The organism is Acidovorax sp. GW823-FHT02H02 (assembly GCF_058797075.1).
Genome location: NZ_JBXAJH010000005.1, coordinates 228,866 through 248,431, shown reverse-complemented (window position 1 = coordinate 248,431; position 19,566 = coordinate 228,866). Strand labels below are relative to the sequence as shown.

14 protein-coding genes, 1 pseudogene and 1 riboswitch are annotated in these 19,566 nt (G+C 63.1%); of the genes and pseudogenes, 4 read left to right on the top strand and 11 right to left on the bottom strand.

All coding sequences use genetic code 11. The features are described from left to right. The first annotated feature begins 273 nt into the window (after positions 1–273). Complete coding sequence (locus AC1RDS_RS08020) at positions 274–2,010, top strand: hypothetical protein (RefSeq protein ID WP_139285333.1); 1,737 nt, start codon at positions 274–276, stop codon at positions 2,008–2,010. A gap of 3 nt (positions 2,011–2,013) precedes the next feature. Here AC1RDS_RS08020 and AC1RDS_RS08015 read toward each other — a convergent pair whose 3' ends face one another. The 5 genes from AC1RDS_RS08015 to AC1RDS_RS07995 form a co-directional block, all read right to left on the bottom strand. Continuing rightward, the gene (locus AC1RDS_RS08015) at positions 2,014–3,144 is read right to left on the bottom strand and encodes a site-specific integrase (RefSeq protein ID WP_139285332.1); all 1,131 of its coding nucleotides are present in this window, start codon (positions 3,142–3,144) and stop codon (positions 2,014–2,016) included. A 470-nt stretch (positions 3,145–3,614) separates the two neighbouring features. Then, entirely contained in the window at positions 3,615–4,565 is a 951-nt protein-coding gene (locus AC1RDS_RS08010; RefSeq protein ID WP_159433769.1) for a TniQ family protein, read from the bottom strand. Next, positions 4,552–5,448 carry a TniB family NTP-binding protein gene (locus AC1RDS_RS08005; protein WP_067513362.1) on the bottom strand — a complete coding sequence of 299 codons (897 nt, stop codon included), beginning with the start codon at positions 5,446–5,448 and terminating at the stop codon, positions 4,552–4,554. Before AC1RDS_RS08005 ends, AC1RDS_RS08010 begins: the two co-directional genes overlap by 14 nt. Beyond that, complete coding sequence (locus AC1RDS_RS08000; RefSeq protein ID WP_082759032.1) at positions 5,448–7,394, bottom strand: TnsB C-terminal domain-containing protein; 1,947 nt, start codon at positions 7,392–7,394, stop codon at positions 5,448–5,450. Before AC1RDS_RS08000 ends, AC1RDS_RS08005 begins: the two co-directional genes overlap by 1 nt. Further along, complete coding sequence (locus AC1RDS_RS07995; RefSeq protein WP_066784501.1) at positions 7,375–8,097, bottom strand: TnsA endonuclease N-terminal domain-containing protein; 723 nt, start codon at positions 8,095–8,097, stop codon at positions 7,375–7,377. Before AC1RDS_RS07995 ends, AC1RDS_RS08000 begins: the two co-directional genes overlap by 20 nt. 97 nt (positions 8,098–8,194) lie before the next feature. On the opposite strand from AC1RDS_RS07995, the pseudogene AC1RDS_RS07990 reads away from it, so the two are divergent. Next, a pseudogene (locus tag AC1RDS_RS07990) lies at positions 8,195–8,860 on the top strand (ATP-binding protein); the annotation flags it as partial. A 39-nt stretch (positions 8,861–8,899) separates the two neighbouring features. On the opposite strand, the gene AC1RDS_RS07985 reads toward AC1RDS_RS07990, so the two are convergent. From AC1RDS_RS07985 to AC1RDS_RS07970, 4 genes are read right to left on the bottom strand one after another with little or no spacing between them, the layout of a single operon-like run. Further along, positions 8,900–9,652 carry an ABC transporter ATP-binding protein gene (locus tag AC1RDS_RS07985; protein WP_244273622.1) on the bottom strand — a complete coding sequence of 251 codons (753 nt, stop codon included), beginning with the start codon at positions 9,650–9,652 and terminating at the stop codon, positions 8,900–8,902. Then, positions 9,649–10,440, bottom strand: coding sequence for an ABC transporter ATP-binding protein (locus AC1RDS_RS07980; RefSeq protein ID WP_348682362.1), 792 nt, complete (start codon positions 10,438–10,440; stop codon positions 9,649–9,651). Before AC1RDS_RS07980 ends, AC1RDS_RS07985 begins: the two co-directional genes overlap by 4 nt. After that, a complete protein-coding gene (locus AC1RDS_RS07975) occupies positions 10,437–12,335 on the bottom strand; it encodes an ABC transporter permease (RefSeq protein WP_348682361.1) in 1,899 nt (632 codons plus the stop codon). Before AC1RDS_RS07975 ends, AC1RDS_RS07980 begins: the two co-directional genes overlap by 4 nt. A gap of 42 nt (positions 12,336–12,377) precedes the next feature. Then, the gene (locus AC1RDS_RS07970; protein WP_348682360.1) at positions 12,378–13,583 is read right to left on the bottom strand and encodes an ABC transporter substrate-binding protein; all 1,206 of its coding nucleotides are present in this window, start codon (positions 13,581–13,583) and stop codon (positions 12,378–12,380) included. A gap of 195 nt (positions 13,584–13,778) precedes the next feature. On the opposite strand from AC1RDS_RS07970, the gene AC1RDS_RS07965 reads away from it, so the two are divergent. Continuing rightward, a complete protein-coding gene (locus AC1RDS_RS07965; RefSeq protein ID WP_092697392.1) occupies positions 13,779–14,552 on the top strand; it encodes a ferredoxin--NADP reductase in 774 nt (257 codons plus the stop codon). Positions 14,553–14,878: 326 nt separating this feature from the next. On the opposite strand, the gene AC1RDS_RS07960 is transcribed toward AC1RDS_RS07965, so the two are convergent. Beyond that, on the bottom strand, positions 14,879–15,598 hold the full coding sequence (locus tag AC1RDS_RS07960) for an outer membrane lipoprotein (protein ID WP_092697391.1): 720 nt from the start codon (positions 15,596–15,598) through the stop codon (positions 14,879–14,881). Positions 15,599–15,960: 362 nt separating this feature from the next. Here AC1RDS_RS07960 and AC1RDS_RS07955 point away from each other — a divergent pair, with 362 nt between their 5' ends. Further along, on the top strand, positions 15,961–16,512 hold the full coding sequence (locus AC1RDS_RS07955; RefSeq protein ID WP_092697390.1) for a shikimate kinase: 552 nt from the start codon (positions 15,961–15,963) through the stop codon (positions 16,510–16,512). Positions 16,513–16,706: 194 nt separating this feature from the next. Here AC1RDS_RS07955 and metH read toward each other — a convergent pair whose 3' ends face one another. Next, positions 16,707–19,421, bottom strand: coding sequence for a methionine synthase (metH, locus tag AC1RDS_RS07950; RefSeq protein ID WP_431603987.1), 2,715 nt, complete (start codon positions 19,419–19,421; stop codon positions 16,707–16,709). A gap of 46 nt (positions 19,422–19,467) precedes the next feature. Continuing rightward, a riboswitch (S-adenosyl-L-homocysteine riboswitch) is annotated at positions 19,468–19,542 on the bottom strand. Positions 19,543–19,566 lie beyond the last annotated feature (24 nt).

The following is a 19,566-nucleotide window of genomic DNA, read 5'->3' as shown; positions in this document are numbered from 1 at the left end:
CGTAGCCCGGCTACACCCCAACAGGTGGGGTCAATATTGGATGAAAAACCGGGGTCAGGATTACGCGGAAATCAACATTGCAGGTGCTGCGTCAATGGATCCGCATCGAGGCTGCTCCATGCATCCTCATTAGCAGTGAAGCGAGATCTAGTGGATCAGGTCTCCCCGCCAGTCGCATAAACTCTTGGCGTGAAAAATTGATAGATATAACCATACGGCTAGCCAGCGTGGCTGTCTTGCAACCTAACCGCCCGCAAAGGGCTCTCTGACCGCGTGAGTTCTGCAAGTTTTGATCGCTTCCCTGTTGATGGGCGCCTGTACCGCTTGATCGCCACGGGCCGGAAATACCCATCCCCGACGCCCGAGAAAACACGGCGTGTAATGGTGTATCTCGCAGAGATGGAAGAGTTGGCGACTGGAGACGCCATCTACGCGCGCCGGGATGACGGTTCGATCAAATTTCTGGTGATCGACGAGGCTGCCGGCTCAATCCCCAGCCTGATCCTAGGTTCCTTCTGGCGCGATCGGACACTTCAGCCGGACGACCTTCAAAACTGGGTACAAGTGCGAGACGCTGACCTGCCCCAGCAAACATGGCAGCTGACTACGGTAGGTGCCCTGGGTCTGTCGACGGACTTATCCCTCGGTTCCAAAGACTGGCCTCTGACAGGAACTGACGCTGCAGGGCGGAGAATCAGTGTGGCTGGTATGCCGGTCCTCTACGGACAAACTGCATTGGGGTTACACATTTACATCCCCTGCCACGAAATCTTCCGTCGTTTCTTTGGGGTCACCACTGAATTAGCCAACGCCCTCGTGAGTGGCGCCTGGGCCAGCGAAGTTGGCAACTTGGTCAACCTGGAAACCACACGGGTTACGGAGGAAGGCGATTTCGAAATAGAGCCTCTGGTGAGCTTGAGCAATGTGGCATGCCGTGCGATAGCACTTTTTCAGACGTCTCCTCACGCGCTCACCCAAGCCGCCCAGATATACGTCAGGATTCTCAATGCTGTTAGACGAAGGGATGACTCTCCATGGATCGAAGCCTGGCCACCATGGAAGGACCAGGAAATGCGGGTTTCATTCATGGGTGAGCCGCTCCCCGGCGGAGGAGTGCTTGTACTTTGGATCCACGATGCGCAGTTCCCCAAGCTTGCATACCCCATCACTCGCCTGACGCAGCAGATCATTCCGAAATCTGAACCGGAGGCTCCCACGGGCCCAGTCGAGCCATCGCCACATTCACAGCCAGATGAAGATGATCCACCGGTCATTTCCAGGCCACAGGACGTGCGGCCCATTGGAAGAGCGCTCCACATAGGCATCCAGGACACGTGGAGTGAATTGGAGCCTTTAGGTCGCCGGGTCATTTCCATCAAAACCCTACCGTACGACCCAGACAAGCCCAAGCGCAAACGAACGCCGCGCAAGAACAGGGTGGGAACCGGAAAGCGCAGCGGACAGGGAGAGGTACCACCAGGCTCGCTCAGCAGCGAAGACCAAGTTCGGATTGAAGACCGGTTTCGCGCGCTGGCAGAGTGCTTTGAGTTGATGGTTCAGAAAAAGCACTTGCTCTCGTTTGCGCACTATGGACTTGTGAACTCAGTGGAGACCCCGTCAGCCACCTACTGTGCAATGCCAGCCAACATAGGCGGGACAGACCGATCCTGGGCTTTTGTCGACGAGCGCCCCCGGATGTGCTGGGTCGTCGAATTGACCCGATCAGATGGACAACGGTTCTATTGGCTGGAAACCGAATCCAGGGGCGAAAAGCACCATCGGGCACTTCTCTTGCGAATGCAAGCTAACGCTTCTCTGCCTGCCGCCACCTTGGACACTCTCCTCAAGCAAGTGGTTCTTGGCAAAGGTGTCTGGAAAACTAAAAATCTCGCCCTCAACGACGACGCCTTCGCTACGTGCACCATCAATCACCGCTACCAGGACGGAATGGTCAAGCCTTCGCTCGTGCTGGACAAGATGGAGGAGCTCGCGGGTATACCTCGGTCCTGAGACTCATGCATTGAGTTTGTCCAGGTGGTACTGCACTGCCGCAGTGCTCAAATGATCCGAAGCCATACGTCCGGGAAACACCCAACTCTCACCGGATTCCTGTGCCGATGATGGCCTCGCTGCCATTTCACGCATCAGTGCGGCGACCTCCTGCGGGGCGTCGACCCACTCATCCTTCAAGAACACCTTTGCTCCTGACGCAGAGAGCGCCAACTGGTCCATGCGCAACTGAAGCACATGTTCAAGCCGGGCTCCAAACAGGATGGAGACAAGCTTCGCAATCAGCGGCAACCGTTCATGGCGGCGTATTACGTGCTCAAGACGGTCCTGAATCCTGCGTACCTCCCTGGCGCGATGCGCCGCTGTCGGTAGCTGGCCTGCCTTCTTCTGAATCTGAAGACGCAACGAGACTAAACCAGTTGCGCGAAGGTAGGAGACGAATGCGCTGGCCGAGGCCGTCGATCCTGGAGACTTTCTCAGGTACTGCTCCAGTGCGGTGTCGGACAGGTAGGCGGCACGGCTGACCTGGCTGTGTTGCAGAAGCTGTATTGCCACGTGCAGATAGACCTTGATGCTCCGCAGCGACAGCGGCTTTTCTTTGGCCTGCATGAAGCGATAAAACCCCCGCACATCCGACTCCCAAGACTTCCCTGCGACCTCCAGCAATTGACGCTCGATCAGCCGCTCGAGAGACGTTTGAAGCCGCTCGTGGTTGTTGGCAGTCAACAACCCAGTTTCGTTCATGTACTGCGCCAGAATGCCCATCGACCGGATTTCCTCTGTCGTGAACAGCTTCTGCAGGAATTTGTCGTCGATGTCGCCGCCAGTCACTGAAACGGCGTTGTCGATACGCATCAGAGCCTGTGCATAGCGAGCGAAGCCCGCAGCCACCTTGCTCTCCCGGCCACTGCCGTTGGCCCATCCCACGAAGGACAGTGTCAATTGCTGCGCCTGTTGATCGCTCATCAAATCAATTGCAGCTTGCGCCTTCACCCAATTGGCACGTTTGATGCCGCAAGCAAAGCAGCGTGCAGTGCCCGTTCCACCCACAGTGACCCCGCAGTCAGGACAGGCGTGAGTCGCGTCCAGGTTCTCGGCACATGCCTTGCACAATGGCTCGCGTGACAGCAGCATAAGAAACACGGTGCGGTGTTTTGAGCACTGCTTGCACGTCGCACAGGTCTGATCACGGACACACTGATCACACATGCGGCCGAGCGCTTCCATCCCACTGACCCGGGTAAGGCGCTGCGTGGGCTTCTCGCACACTTGGCAGGGTTTGGCCGATCGGAAGTACCTTGCGCACACGGCACATGCGGCTTGATCGCCGACACGCAGTGCCGCGCGAGGCGTAGGTTTTGCGCAGCGAAGGCACGTCTGATCCTTCAGCTTGCAACTGCGGCAGACAGGCCGCTCTTCAGCGCGATGGCTGCGCGCTGTGCCGCCACATATGTGACAAGTGCGGATAGGGAAAATCCGTGGATAGCAGTTCGAACAATAGCTGACGCCCAGATGCACGCGGTGCGCCTTTTGCATCCCACGCTCGCACTCTCCACACCTTCCTCTGGCAAGCTTCGTGCCCAGATATTCGCTGTCATTCATAGTTATTGAGATACGCGCGCTCGCGAGCGACGCGGCCAGCGCACCTTGCGTGCCAAATCAAGAAGCAACTGGGCGCGCACCTGAGGGTCGGTTGGCATCGAGGTCGACCGTTTGGGTTTCTCACGCACGTCGCGGGCTCGGTTGTATCCGCACCATACCAAGGCACCCCGTGAAGGGTGACATGCCAAGCGCATGATGCGGCCCTCCTGGCTGCGCAAGAGCTCAGCGCGCTCCCAAGTTCGCCAGTAACTCCAATGCTCACCTGCACGGGCGAATCGCGGATCACGTGCGGTGACTTCGCTCAGATGCCGATACAGGGCGCAGAGCGGCCCGGGTTTTCCTGCAAAAGCATCATTCCAAATTCTCTCAAGATGACCGTGCAACTCCAGATCGCACCCTGAGACAGAGAGCGACTCGCGTCCGCAGAGACTGGCAGCACACCGCCCACAGCGCGCCAACACCAGCTCATCATTGCTATAAGGTGTGAACGGCTTCCTGCACTCGGGACAGCAGTCCTGCAGAAGTAGTGAGTGCTCTGGACAAAACCAATTCGTGGCGATACGCCAATCCCTGCGGAGATATCGATCCGGGGCGCCTAGACACCTGCAGCAATACATCTGACCGTAGCGCTTGCGCGCCCACTGAACAAGGCCGACATAAGTGATCCAAGGCTCGAAGCCGATGGCTTGTACCGGGACACCGCACTGTGCAAGAAAGCTGTTGACTGTCATGGCGTCCAACTGGGCGCGCCCGATGCACAGACCTTCTGCAAACTTCTCCAAGAACGTCGCATTGACACTGCGATCAATATCACGCGACCAGACGTCCCGTGTCAAATCCATGGATTTCACGAAAGATGCTGGGTTGTGCGCGGCAGCCCAGGCACGCCTGGCCAGCAGCGATCCCAACAACTCGTCCGGGTGAGGCGCTAGCAGCGAATTAGATTGCACCATCGGTGCGCCCTCCATTGAGAAGGCGCTTGACGAGCTCGTCTATCGCTTTGTCTAGCAGGACGTAGGTAATCCGACTCTCACCTTCGCGCAGGGCCATCTCTGCGGCTGCCCGCACGATCGCACGCACAGATCCAATGGTGCGAGCAGACTTCGTATAGATCAGCTGGACCAGCTTGCCTTGGCTTAAACCAGATGGCTTGGGCAACGGAATGTACATCTCAAAGCTTGCCAGCAAGCGCTGGAAATCCGCATTGGCCTGCCACCTGGGCAAGGCAAGCTTCTGAAACCGGGTCATGAACTGGGGATCAGTGGCAAGCGCTCGCGTTACCTCCTGGGTGCCGCTGCAGACTACAGAAATATTGCGCGTGTTGGAGAGCCGCTTTAGCGCCGCCATGAACAATCGCTGATTGCGCGCAGTTCCATTGAGCATCGCGTGCAGCTCATCAATCACCAGGGTAGTTGTCTGGTGGGCGATCAACTCCTGCGAGACGACCGCCTCCAATCGCTCCGGCGCGGCATCGGGTCTGTGCGGAATGTCCAAGGCGGTAAGGATCGCGCTGAACAGGCGGCCCTCATCGGGCGCCGGCGGACACTCTGCCCACAACACCTTGGTGATGGGGTTTCCAGTCGCATCCAGAACCACCGGATTGCGATTTATAAGCTCGCTGGTCAACGAGGTCTTCCCGTTGTCGCTGTCTGCAATCACTGCTCGGCACGGTGGTCGCTGGACACGAGGATAGGTCACCACATCCGCAAGATCTCGCAAGATGGCCTCAGCGGCCGGATACTCAATGAATCGATCTTTGCGCACAAAGTGGAGGCGATCCTCCAGGGAGGACTGCAGCACCGCCTGAGCGTCGGAATGAAGATGCGCAAAATCCATTAGCTACGCGTACTAAAAGGAAGGACCGGCGCGTCGGAGAATCCAGAGAACATTTCCGAAGGGTCGGGCGCAGGGTTGACCCCACCCAGCATGCGATCCTCGATCTGCGAGCGATCGGGCAGCTTTGGCTTGGTAGTCTTTTTACCCGCCTGGCTCGATTTGCCTGACCGGGCAGCCTTTCTGGCCGCAGTGGTGGTAGCAACCGAAGCGGCCTCACGTTTCTTGGAGCGCTGGCGATAGCCGGCCTTGGCTTCCGTGTCTTCCATCGCCTTGCCTGCTGCGTCATCGCGCGACCTCAGAGCAGAGAACTCCTCGCCAGTCAGCTGGTTCTCGTAGTCGGTATCAGGCTGAAGAGGGAACTGAGGAATCCTGTAGTACTGCCTTGTTTGCGGATCGAGAAACCAGATCGCATCACGGTGCCTCGGGTGCTCCTTGATAACGAACTTCTTTTTTTTGCCTGTTTTTAGATCGACGTAGTTGATCCAGGGAATCAAAACTTCTGAGAAGTAGTCGGCCTTGTTGATACGGATCCCTGTGGGGCTTACGACCCGCGTATCCTGCGGCAGGAAATCGAAGATCAGTTTTTCCGGATCAGTGATTAGTTGGGGAAATCCGCAGGCTGGGGTTTTGCTCGTACCGAGGATTGCTTCTTCCCAAGCTTTGATCGGAGGCTTCCTCAACGCGCCATGCTTGCTCACGTGGTAATGGTTGACGATCCAGTCGGCGATCTCGACTTCCAGTTCACGCAGTGTGTAGGCAGACTTCTTTTTGGAGTCATAGTCGCCTCGCTTTTGCGGATTCGAAAACGTCGTTCCAGGCTTCTTCTGAAGCATCATGTTGACGTTACCGATCATCCGTTCTATGTGGCCCCCATAGCGAGGAGTTTTGACACGGCGAAACTCAGTGTCAATGCGCTGCTCATGGCAAGCATGCTCTAGAACCGCGCCACGAAACTCTTTGGCGTTGTCACAGTGCACCTTGTGGATCTTGCCCTGAACTGGCCAGGAACCGCTCAGATCTAGCTCCGCAAGGTAATCCTTTTTGGACAACATGCCCATCGCAAGCGCCATGCCGGCTGACGTCGAGTTGGGCGTCGACATGCTCAAGTAGAAGCCCACGATCATGCGGGTATAGACGTCGATGACCAGCGTCAGCCAGGGTCGTCCCCAGGGTTCACGCGTATCCGAATAGACGACAGTCATGTCCAAATGGACATGGTCGATCTGCACGACACCGAGAACATTCCTGGTGGGGGGAAACTCGCCGGGCGTGGGCGTGAACTTGTCGGCCTCCTGCGAGAAACCTCTTGCTCTGTGAACCTCTTTAGCCGGTATCTTTTTGATCCGGTTCCGCACTGAATTTATATGCGGCAGCTTGATCTTTTCAGCCTTGCATCTCTCATCAAGCTCCTGAAACACATCCACTACTTTGAGCTTCTGGTCCTGAAGATAGAACTCGTTGATGATGTCTCGGATCATCTCTTCTACCCGCTCGGGTAGGCGCGGGCCCTTCGGACCTCGTTGCCCTGGGATAAGCCCTACAAGGGAGCCCGCATGTTCGTAGTCTTTGATGAGCCGATAGACCGAGGCGATGCTCAGAGCCATCGTCGCAGCGACGCGTGCCACGTCATCGCGCGTTCGCGAGTCCTTGCCTATCAGCTCGTTAAGCTGCTCCAAGCGCTTTTTTGCCAAGTCCTGCTCTGCTTTGGAGAATGCAGCGAGCGCCGGCAGCGGCTCAGCCTTCGCGGCTGAAGACTCGAGAACAGTGTTGGGATGTCTCAAATGGTCCAGCAGGACACTTTCTGTACGACCATTCTGCGCGTGCTGAACGATCACCCGATCGAGTGACAGCACGGCGCATACACGATGCAACTCGTTTTTGTAGGCAACCGCGGCACCGGGTCTCACATCGAATGCTGTGACGGTCTCAGTTGGTATCTGAGTCATCTATGAGTACCTCCTCGAACCAGATTTCTGACGCCATGTTGAGCGGAAAAGCTAGGTTGACACCTATGTATCCCATGGTGAGGAGACGCCACATCACCCCCACAGCCATTGCGCGGTTCTCAAAGTCCTGGAATGCAGCTGCGAGCAGAACTCCTGGAGTCGTGACCTGCAGCTCCTCCAGCGTTTCCAGCAATCGAAGGCCCAAGCCGGCTTTGTCGTCGTAGGTGCGAAAGCCACGAAGAAAAGTGACGTTATCGAGGTAGGGGCCTCGAATCTGTCGCTCAGTCACGACCCGGAAGCTCCAACCTCGGGAGCGACACAACTGCCTCGCTGCCCTGAACCCAAACTCCAGTTCACTCCAGCGATCCCTCAACTCTTCACGGTACTTGATCTCATACAACCCCGGACGGCGCCTTCCGCGCCCGTCCTCAGAACGGAATTTCAGAAGAAAGTCAACTGTGTACCGGCGCAGCCGACCGTTACCAACTCGATACCGAATGCACAACGGCTGGCTGATGATCGTGTCGACCTCGCTATCAAAGTCTGCCAAGTAGGCGAAGTCGCGCTCAAGAGTGCTTTCATACGGCACGGTTTCGCCCGATGCTTGGGCTCGCCCCGTCACGGAGCGATAGCTCCTCGGAATCTTGCGCACACCCTTTTCTGATTCAGTCACATCAATTATTGTAATTTCGCGATCAGTCATAGAAAATTGTGTAGCCAGTCTCATCAGCCAATAGTGTATCAAGGCGTCAGCTTTAGGGAAACGCACAGAATAAGTCTCATAAATTATTGTAATCGACAGGGGTTCGCCGCCGCAGCCCGGAGAAATATCGCTGGCCCACCATGGGGTGCTGTTTCTGGATGAGATGCCGGAATTTCCCCGCGCCGCCCTGGAGGCCCTGCGCGAGCCGCTGGAAACCGGGCGCGTCACCATTGCACGGGCGGCACGGCGCGCAGAATTTCCGGCCAGCTTCCAATTGGTGGCGGCCATGAACCCGTGCCCCTGCGGTTTTCTGGGGTCGGCGCAGCGCGCCTGCCGCTGCACACCCGACCAGGTGGCACGCTACCAGGGCAAGCTCAGCGGCCCGCTGCTCGACCGCATCGACCTGCATGTGGAGGTGCCCGCCCTGCCCGCCAGCGACCTGCTGGACGCGCCGCCGGGTGAGGCCAGCGCCGCCGTGCGCGAGCGCGTGGTCCGCGCCCGCCAGGCCGCCATCACCCGCCAGGGCAAAACCAACCAGGCGCTGCAGGGTCAGGAAATCGACACCCACACCGCACTGGAGCCCGCCGCCACGCAGTTTCTGCAGACCGCTGCGGCGCGCCTGGGCTGGTCGGCCCGCAGCACGCACCGCACGCTGAAGGTGGCGCGCACCATTGCCGACCTGGCGGGCACCGCCAGCACCCAGGCGGCGCATGTGGCCGAGGCCGTGCAATACCGGCGCGTGCTGCGCGGGCCCGCGGGCTGATTCCTTGCAGCAACACCCTCACTGCATTGCTATGACAACTCACACACCCAGATACTGCCGCCGCACCGCCGGGTCGGCTACCAGCGCCGCCATGCTGCTGTGGTGGCGGATCTGGCCCTTTTCCAGCACATAGGCGCGGTCGGCCACCGCTTCGGCAAAGTGCAGGTTCTGCTCGGACAGCAGCACGCTCACGCCCTGGGCCTTGAGCTGGCGGATGGTGCGGGCCATCTGCTCGACGATCAGCGGCGCCACGCCTTCGGACGGCTCATCGAGCAGCACCAGCAGCGGCTGGCCCATGAGGGTGCGCGCCACGGTGAGCATCTGCTGCTCGCCGCCGCTCATGCGCCCGCCGGGCCGGTGGGGCATTTCGCCCAGGTTGGGAAACAGCGCAAACAGGCGCTCGGGCGTCCAGTGCGGCGCGGCGCTGCCGTCGGGCCAGTGGCGCGCGCCCTGGCGCCCCACCTCCAGGTTGTCGAGCACGCTCAGGTCGGTGAAGATGCGCCGGTCTTCGGGCACATAGCCGAGGCCCATGCGCGCCACCTGGTAGGGCGCGCTGCGCGCGATGTCGCGCCCCAGAAAGCGCAGCTGGCCACCAGGTTGAACGTGCCGGCGCACCTCCAGCCCCACGATGGCCTTGAGCGTGGTGGACTTACCGGCGCCGTTGCGCCCCATCAGCGCCACGACCTCGCCGCGCGCTACCTGCAGGTCCACGCCAAACAGCACCTGCGCGGCGCCATACCAGGCGGAAAGGCCCTGCACCTCCAGCAAGGGCGAGAGCACAGCGGCCGTCACGCCGGGCTCCCGGCCGCCGCTGCCTGGCCGAACATGCTGCCGCTGCCCAGGTACACCTCCTGCACCCGGGCGTTGTCGCGAATGGCCTGCGGGGAGCCCTCGGCCAGCAGGCGCCCGCGCGCCAGCACCATCACGCGGTCGGCGTGGGCAAACACCACATCCATGCTGTGCTCGGTGAACAACACGCCCATGGCGCGCTCGCGCGCGAGTTGCTGCGTGAGCGCCATCAGCGCCAGACGCTCGGCCGGCCCCATGCCGGCCGTGGGTTCGTCCATCAGCAGCAGCCGGGGCGCATGGGCCAGCGCCATGGCCAGCTCCACCCGCTTGACGTCGCCATAGGCCAGCGTGCTGCAGGGGCGCGGGGCCTGGGCCAGCATGCCCACCTGCGCCAGCAGGGCCAGTGCATCGTCACGCCGGTGGTCCTGCGCGCGGGTCCAGAACGAGAACAGGCGCCGGTCGGCCGACAGCAGGGCCATCTGCACGTTTTCCAGCACGGTGAGCGAGGCAAAGGTTTCGGCGATCTGGAAGGTGCGGCCCACGCCCTGGCGCCAGATGGCGCGCGGCGGCAGGCCGGCAATGTCCACGCCCGCCAGCCGGATGCTGCCCGCATCGGGCCGCAGCTGGCCGCCCACCATGTTGAAGGTGGTGGACTTGCCCGCGCCGTTGGGGCCGATCAGCGCCAGCATCTCACCCGGCGCCAGCGTGAAATCCACACCATCGACCGCGTGCACGCCGCCAAAGGCCTTGCACAGGCCGGTCACCTGCAGCAGCGGGGGCGATGGGCTCATGGCGCGCTCCTGCGGCGGGCCTGCCAGCGCAGGGCCAGCTGCCGGGCAAAGCCCGCCAGCCCCTGCGGGAACAGCAGCACCAGCGCCAGCATGGTGCCGCCCAGCACGGCGCGCCAGTAATCGGTGTTGCGCGCCACGGTGTCGTGCAGCCAGGTGAAGGTGGCCGCGCCCACCCAGGGGCCCGCCAGCGTCTGCACGCCGCCCAGCAACACCATCACCAGGCCGTCCACCGACTTGCCCACCGACAGGCTTTCGGGCGAAATGCTGCCCTTGGAAAACACATACAAGGCCCCGGCCAGGCCGGCCAGCACGCCGGCCAGCACAAACGCCGCCCACTGCAGGCGCCGCCCATCCATGCCGATGGCGTCCGCCCGCAGGGCCGAGTCGCGCACCGCGCGCAACGCATAGCCAAACGGCGCCAGCAGCACGCGCCGCAGCAGCAGCACACCCGCTGCCACCAAGGCCAGCGTCAGCAGGTAATAGGCCTGCTGGCTGGCCAGCCAGGGTGCGGGCCACACACCGGCCAGGCCGTTGCTGCCGCCGGTGACCGCATCCCACTGGTAGCACAACGCCCAGGTGATCTGCGCGAACGCCAGCGTGAGCATGGTGAGGTAAACGCCCGACAGCCGCACACAGAACCAGCCATACACCAGCGCCCCCATGCCCGCCGCCAGCGGTGCCAGCAGCAGGGCCAGCTCCATGGGCACCGCGGCCGATTGCACCAGCAGCGCCGCCGCATAGGCCCCCAGCCCGAAGTAGGCGGCATGGCCGAACGAGTGCATGCCCGCCGGCCCCATGAGGAAATGCAGGCTGGAGGCAAAGAGCACCGCCACCAGCAGGTCCACCAGCAGCACCGGCGCATAGGGCCAGGCACCCGCCAGCAGCGGCACCATGGCCAGCGCGGCCAGAAGGGCCCAGCCAGCCCATTGCACACCCCGGCTGGCAGGGTGCAGCGGCGCCTCGGCCATGCCCGCCGCGCGCACCAGCGGCTGCGGCCGCCCCAGCAGACCCCAGGGCCGCCACACCAGCACCACGGCCATGACCAGGAACTCCACCACCAGCGTCATCTTGGACAGCGACAGGCTGATGCCCCCCACCTCCACCAGCCCGGCCCACACGCACACCGCCTTGAGCTCTGCAATCAGCAGCGCCGCCACGAATGCGCCGGGGATCGAGCCCATGCCGCCGACCACCACGACCACGAAGGCCGCGCCGATGGTGTTCAGGTCCATGTCGAGCTGGGCGGGCTCGCGTGGCAGCTGCAGCGCACCGGCCAGGCCCGCCAGCAAGGCACCCAGCGCAAACACCCCCGTGAACAGCCAGGCCTGGTTGACGCCCAGGGCGCCCACCATGCCGCGGTCCTGCGTGGCCGCGCGCACCAGCGTGCCCCAGCGCGTGCGGTGCAGGCCCAGCCACAGCAGGCCCAGCACCAGCGGACCCACGGCCATCAGGAACAGGTCGTAGGTCGGAAACTGCCGCCCGAGAATGTCCACCGCCCCCTCCAGCCCTGGGGCACGCGGCCCGAAAAGCTCTTCCGGGCCCCAGGCCCACAGCACGGCATCCTTGATCACCAGCACCAGCGCGAAGGTGGCCAGCAGCTGAAACAGCTCGGGCGCGCGGTAGATGCGGCGCAGCAGCACCACCTCCACCAGCGCCCCCAGGGCCGCCGTGGCCAGCGGGGCCAGCAGCAGGGCCGGCCAGAAACCGATCATGGCGCCCAGGCGTTCCACCAGCGAATAGGCCAGGTAGATGCCCAGCATGAAGAACGAACCGTGGGCGAAGTTGACGATGCGCATGACCCCGAAGATCAGCGACAGCCCCGCCGCCACCAGAAACAGCGACGAGGCCGAGGCCAGCCCGTTGAGCAACTGCACCAGCAGGCCGGAAAAACTCATGCGCACAAACCCGGGCGGTGCAGGTGCGTGGCCTGGTGCATGTCAGTTGGCTGCGCGCAGTTTCCGGACCTCGTCGGCCGATGGCTGAAAGCGCGCACCGTCGAGGTAGCGGAAATCCGCCATCACGCCCGCGCCATTTTGCAGGCGCGTACGGCCCACGAAGGTGCCCATGGTGGACTGGTGGTCTTCGGGCCGGTAGCGGATGGTGCCGAACGGCGACGCCACCTCCAGCCCCTTGAAGGCGGCGATCAGCTTTTCCGTATCGCTGCCGCCGGCCTTGCGCAAGCCCGCGGCCAGCGACTGGATGGCCGTGTAGCCCACCACCGAGCCCAGGCGGGGGTGGTCGTTGAAGCGCTCCTTGTAGGCTTTCAGAAATGCCTGGTGCTCGACGGTCTGGATGGCATACCAGGGATAGCCGGTAACGACCCAGCCCACCGGGGCCTCGCCCTTGAGCGGGTCCAGGTATTCAGGCTCGCCGGTCAGCAGGCTCACCACCTCGCGCCCCTTGAACAGGCCGCGGGTGTTGCCCTCGCGCACCAGCCGGGCCAGGTCGGCGGCGAACAGCACGTTGAAGATGGCGTCGGGCCTGGCATCGGCCAGGGCCTGCACCACGCTGCCGGCGTCCACCTTGCCCAGGGGCGGCGCCTGCTCGGCGACAAACTCCACGTCGGGCTGGGCGGCCTTGAGCAGCTTCTTGAAGGTGGCCGCCGCCGACTGGCCGTATTCATAGTTGGGATAGACGATGGCCCAGCGCTTTTTCTTCAGCGCCGCGGCCTCGGGCACGAGCATGGCCACCTGCATGTAGGTGGAAGCGCGCAGGCGGAAGGTGTAGCGGTTGCCGTTTTCCCAGACGATCTTGTCGGTCAGCGGCTCGGCCGCCAGGAAGAAAACCTTTTTCTGCCGCGCAAAGTCGGTCAGGGCCAGCCCCACATGCGACAGGAAGCTGCCCATGAGCAGATCCACCTTTTCGCGCGCCAGCAGCTCGTCGGCGGCCCGCACGGCGTCGCCGGGGTTGCCGTTGTCGTCGCGCACCACCAGCTCCAGCTTGCGGCCCTGGATGCCGCCGGCGCCGTTGATCTCGGCCACGGCCAGCTCCATCCCCTTCTTGTAAGGGGCCAGGAAGGCGGGCTGGGCCTTGTAGCTGTTGATTTCACCGATCCGGATCGCGCCCTGCGCATGCACCGCACCGGCGGTACATGCCAGCCCGGCCACCAACAGGGCCCGACGGGCGACGGAGAAGCTGCGCATGGGGGTTCCTTTGTCCAACATCATGACGGTCGAAGACTCAAAATGTACCGCCCATCCCATTTGCCGGACAATGCACGGGTTTGCCCGCCAGTCCGGGGTGCCCGCCAGGCCTCGCCACGCCAGCACCGCCACCGCCCTGACAGGCTGAGACCGCCCCCCGTCGGGGCCTTGTTTTTTCATTCCTGCAAGAAAACCATGAGTGCATTTCTCGAAGAACGCGTTCTGACCGTTCACCACTGGACCGACCGGCTTTTCAGCTTCACCACCACCCGCGACCCGGCGCTGCGCTTTTCCAACGGGCACTTCACCATGATCGGCCTGAAGGTGAACGACAAGCCGCTGCTGCGTGCCTACAGCATCGTCAGCGCCAACTACGAAGAGCACCTGGAGTTCCTGAGCATCAAGGTGCCCGACGGCCCGCTGACCTCGCGCCTGCAGCACATCCAGGTGGGCGACACCATCGTGGTCGGCAAGAAGCCCACCGGCACCCTGCTGATCGACTACCTGCTGCCGGCCAAGCGCCTGTACATGCTGTCCACCGGCACGGGCCTGGCGCCGTTCATGAGCGTGATCCGCGACCCGGAAACCTATGAGAAGTTCGAAGAGGTGGTCCTGGTGCACGGCGTGCGCCAGGTGGCCGAGCTGGCCTACCACGACTACATCACCCAGGAGCTGCCCCAGCACGAGTTCCTGGGCGAGCTGGTGAGCAAGCAGCTCAAGTACTACCCCACGGTGACGCGCGAGCCGTTTCGCAACCAGGGCCGCATCAACGATCTGATCGAAAGCGGCAAGCTGTTCACCGACCTCGGCATCCCGGCGCTGAACCCGCTGGAAGACCGCGTGATGCTGTGCGGCAGCCCCGAAATGCTGGCCTCGCTCAAGCACATCCTGGAGCACCGCGATTTCGAGGAAGGCAACACCACCAAGCCCGGCGACTTCGTGATCGAGCGCGCCTTCGTCGAGAAATAAGCCCGCTGCAAGTCGGCAGGCAGCGCTGGTCTGGTGCCCAACGCACCGTCAGGCTTTAGAGCCTGTTCGCGATCTCCCAGGGGTCGCGCAGCGGTCTTTGCGCGATGGGATGCAAGGCGCGGTGTGCAGTGGATAGCCCGGCTATCCACAAGCGCCGCAACGCCGCAGACCGCCCGCGAAGACCGCTGCCCGAAGGGTTGGAGCGAAATCGGGCGCTTGGACGCCCCGGCCGCTTGCATGGGCACGAGCCCATGCGGCGCACCCGAAGCATCCACTCATCCCGATTGCGCTCCAACGCGATCCCCTGCGAGATCGTGAACAGGCTCTTAGACCAGCTCGAACCCATTGCCTTGCAAGCGCACCGGCGCGCCTTCGGGCACGGGCTGCGAGCGGGTGAAGCGTCGCACCGAGCCATCGTCCATGCGCACGCGCACCTCGTACACCGTCTGGGTGCGCGTGCGCTGCTCTACCGTGTGGCCCACGTAGCCACCGCCCACGGCGCCCAGCACCGTGGCGGCCGTGCGGCCGGAGCCCTTGCCCACCTGGTTGCCCAGCACGCCGCCCAGCACACCGCCGGCGACCGCGCCCAGGCCCGTGGCGGGAGCGGCCTGCTGCACCGCCTGCACGGATTCGATGCGACCGCACACCGTGCACACCGGGGCCAGGGCGACTTCCTGGCGCGCAGGGGTTTCGCCATACCGCGCGGGCTGGGGCGCCTGCGGGTGGACTCGGGCCGCGGCGCGTTGCCCGATGGGTGCTGCAGGCACCTGATTTGCTACATATGCAGGAGCTATTGGCGCTTTCTGGTCCAGCGCTACAGGTCTTTTTTCCTCAATGATCTCGTTGTCTGGCGTGCGCGTCGCAGGCGCCACCCTGGCCGCGCCTTCGGCCACCGCGTCCGGGCGCTGCTGCGCCACCAGCGTTGCGCCCAGCGCCAGCACACACAGGCCCAGGGCGACAATGGCGGCCCACAGCCATTTCAGGGGTACGCCACCGGGGGTTGCGGCCAAAGGGGCCTGGGGAGCAGCGGAAGTGGTGGGTTGCATGTTTTTGCCTTTCTCAACAGATCGAATACAGCCTCTGCGACAGCGCTCGCAGGTCTGCCCTGAAGTTACACACTGCACCGGCAGGAATGGATGCCAGCCCTGTAAGCGGGGGTAAGAGCCTTCAGCAATTTCTCATTGCCGCGCGGGGGAACCCAGCGCCTCTTCACAGGCGCGCGCACGGCCGGCAGACAACCGCAGCGCCGCCAGTGCGGGCCGGCAAGGGTTCAGGCCATTCATGCCGGCAAGGTTACCCAGGCGCTGCCCGCTTGCCCATCGGACAAACGGTGCAATCCGGGTAGTCCGGCTCCCACAGCCTTACACTCGGCCTGCCTTTGGACAGGCAAGAAGACAGGACACCATTTATGCAGATTCGCTGCGCACTGGTCGGCATGCCCGGCTCGGGCAAATCCACCGTCGGCCGGCAGCTGGCCCACCGGGCCGGGGTGCCCTTCATCGACCTGGACCACCGACTGGAGCGGACCATCGGCACCACCATCCGCCACTTCTTCGAGGTGGAGGGCGAAGCGCGATTTCGCGACCTCGAATCGCAGCTGCTGGCCGAGGTGGCGCAGCAGCCCGGCGGCCTGGTGCTATCCACCGGCGGCGGCGCCGTGCTGCGCCCCGAAAACCGCGAGGTGCTGCGCCAGTTTGGCAACGTGCTGTATTTGCGCGCATCGCCCGAAGAAATCTACAAGCGCGTCAAGCACGACAAGACACGCCCGCTGCTGCAGGGCGGCAACCCCCTGGAGAAGTTGCGCGAACTCCATGCCCAGCGCGACCCCCTGTACCGCGAAACCGCGCACTACGTGATCGAGACGGGGCGCCCCTCGGTGAGCACCCTGGTCAACATGGTGATGATGCAGTTGGAGATGGCGCCAGGCGCCGCCGCTGCGCTCCCGGCTGCGCAGGCCTGACGGAGATTGGCTGCACCCACGCTGGCAAGACACACCGGGTGTCGGCCGCCGCGCTTTCTTCGTTGCCGGCATGCGCAGCCAACCGGTACCCCGCAGACAAACACAGGGCCCCCATGTGGGGCCTTGCTGATTTCAGGGCCCTTTGGCAGTGAACGTTTGATGCAAAAACGCCAGCAGCTCGTTATTTCATCGCATCACAAATTCGGGGCCAGCAGCCTTGCCAGCGCCGCCTCGTCCATGCCCCGGCGCTCGGCCATGTCGTGCAGCTGGTCTTCGCCGATCTTGCCCACGTTGAAGTACACGGCATCGGGGTGGCCGATGTAGAAGCCGCTCACGCTGGCGGCGGGCATCATGGCCAGGCTTTCGGTCAGGGTCATGCCGATCTCTTCGGCGTTGAGCACGCGGAACAGATCGGTCTTGGCGCTGTGGTCGGGGCAGGCGGGGTAACCGGGTGCGGGGCGGATGCCGTGGTACTTCTCGGCAATCATGTCCTCGTTGCTCAGCGCCTCATCGCTGGCATAGCCCCACAGGTCGGTGCGCACGCGCTGGTGCAGGCATTCGGCAAAGGCCTCGGCCAGGCGGTCGGCCAGGCTCTTGAACAGGATGGCCGAGTAGTCGTCCAGCGCGTCGATGAAGGCCTTTTCCTTCTTCTCGATTCCCAGGCCCGCCGTCACCGCGAACAGGCCCGCATAGTCGGCAATGCCGCTGCTCTTGGGCGCCACGAAGTCGGCCAGGCAGCGGCTGGGCCGGGTCACACCGTCGATCACATGCTTTTCGGTCTGCTGGCGCAGGCCGTACCAGGTCATGGCGACTTCGGTGCGGGTGTCGTCGGTGTAGAACTCGATGTCGTCATCGTTCACGCTGTTGGCGGGCAGCAGGGCCATCACGCCACTGGCGGTGAGCCAGCGGCCTTCGATGATCTTCTTGAGCATGGCCTGGCCGTCGGCAAACACGCGCGTGGCCTCCACGCCCACCACCTCGTCGGTCAGGATGGCGGGGTACGGGCCGGCCAGGTCCCAGGTCTGGAAGAACGGGCCCCAGTCGATGTATTTCGCCAGTTCGGCCAGGTCGAAGTTCTGGAACACCCGGCGGCCCAGGGCACGCGGCACGGCGGGCTGCCAGGCCTGCCAGGCCATGGGCGTCTTGTTGGCGCGGGCCTTGGCCAGGGGCCACAGCGGCACCTGCTTCTTGTTGGCGTGCTGGGTGCGCACCTTGTCGTAGTCGGCGTTGACTTCCTGCACATAGCTCTCGACGCCGTCACCGAGCAGGCTTTGCGCCACGCTCACGCTGCGCGAGGCGTCGGGCACATAGACCACGGGGCCCTCGTAGTGCGGCGCGATCTTGACGGCCGTGTGCACGCGCGAACAGGTAGCGCCGCCGATCAGCAGCGGGATTTTCTTGATGCGGAAATGCTCGTCCTTCTGCATCTCGCCAGCCACGTACTGCATTTCTTCGAGGCTGGGCGTGATCAGGCCCGACAGGCCCACGATGTCCGCGCCCTCGACCTTGGCGCGCGCCAGGATCTCGTGGCAGGGCACCATCACGCCCATGTTCACCACCTCGAAGTTGTTGCACTGCAGGACCACGGTGACGATGTTCTTGCCGATGTCGTGCACATCGCCCTTCACCGTGGCGATGACGATCTTGCCCTTGCTGCGCACGTCGCGCCCGGCCAGTTCATCCTGGCGCTTTTCTTCCTCGATGTAGGGGATGAGGTGGGCTACCGCGAGCTTCATCACGCGGGCGCTTTTCACCACCTGGGGCAGGAACATCTTGCCGGCACCGAACAGGTCGCCCACGATGTTCATGCCGTCCATCAGCGGGCCTTCGATCACATGCAGCGGGCGCCCGCCCCGGGCCAGGATCTGCTGGTAGGCCTCTTCGGTGTCTTCGGTGATGAAGTCGGTGATGCCATGCACCAGCGCGTGGCTCAGGCGCTCGCCCACGGTCTTCGGATGCTCGGGCGTGCCGCGCCATTCGAGCTTCCTGCTCTCGTCCTTGGCGCCGCTCTTGGCGGTCTCGGCAATCTCGACCAGGCGTTCGCCGGCATCAGGGCGGCGGTTGAGCACCACATCTTCCACGCGCTCGCGCAGGGTGGGTTCCAGGTCGTCATAGACGCCCACCATGCCCGCGTTGACGATGCCCATGTCCATGCCGGCCTTGATGGCGTGGTACAGGAACACGGTGTGGATGGCTTCGCGCACCGGGTCGTTGCCGCGGAAGCTGAAGCTCACGTTGGACACGCCACCCGACACCTTGGCGCCGGGCAGGTGCTGCTTGATCCAGCGCGTGGCCTCGATGAAATCGACCGCGTAGTTGTTGTGCTCTTCGATGCCGGTGGCCACGGCGAAGATGTTGGGGTCGAAGATGATGTCTTCGGGCGCAAAGCCCACTTCGTCCACCAGGATGCGGTAGGCGCGCTCGCAGATCTCGATCTTGCGCGCATAGGTGTCGGCCTGGCCCTGCTCGTCGAAGGCCATGACCACGGCAGCGGCGCCGTAGCGCTTCACAAGGCGCGCCTCGTGCTTGAACTTCTCCACGCCCTCTTTCATGCTGATCGAGTTCACGATGCCCTTGCCCTGGATGCAGCGCAACCCGGCCTCGATCACCTCCCACTTGGAGCTGTCCACCATGATGGGCACGCGCGCGATGTCGGGCTCGGACGCGATCAGCTGCAGAAAGCGCACCATGGCAGCCTTGCTGTCGAGCATGGCCTCGTCCATGTTGATGTCGATGACCTGGGCGCCGTTTTCCACCTGCTGGCGCGCCACGGCCAGGGCCTCTTCGTACTGGCCGTTCAGGATCATGCGGGCAAACGCCTTGGAGCCCGTGACGTTGGTACGCTCGCCGATGTTGACGAACAGCGTGCCCTCGCCGATGGAGACGGGCTCCAGGCCGGACAGCTTCATGGGAGAAATGGGAGGCATATGGGTGTGGCTCATCACTAACGATCTAATGGGATGAGCGTCGTTGCATCGCAGCGCGCTGGCAAGCCTCGCGACCCGGGCCGCTGCAACGCTCCTTGCCAGCGCAAACCCGTGATTTTACGAAACC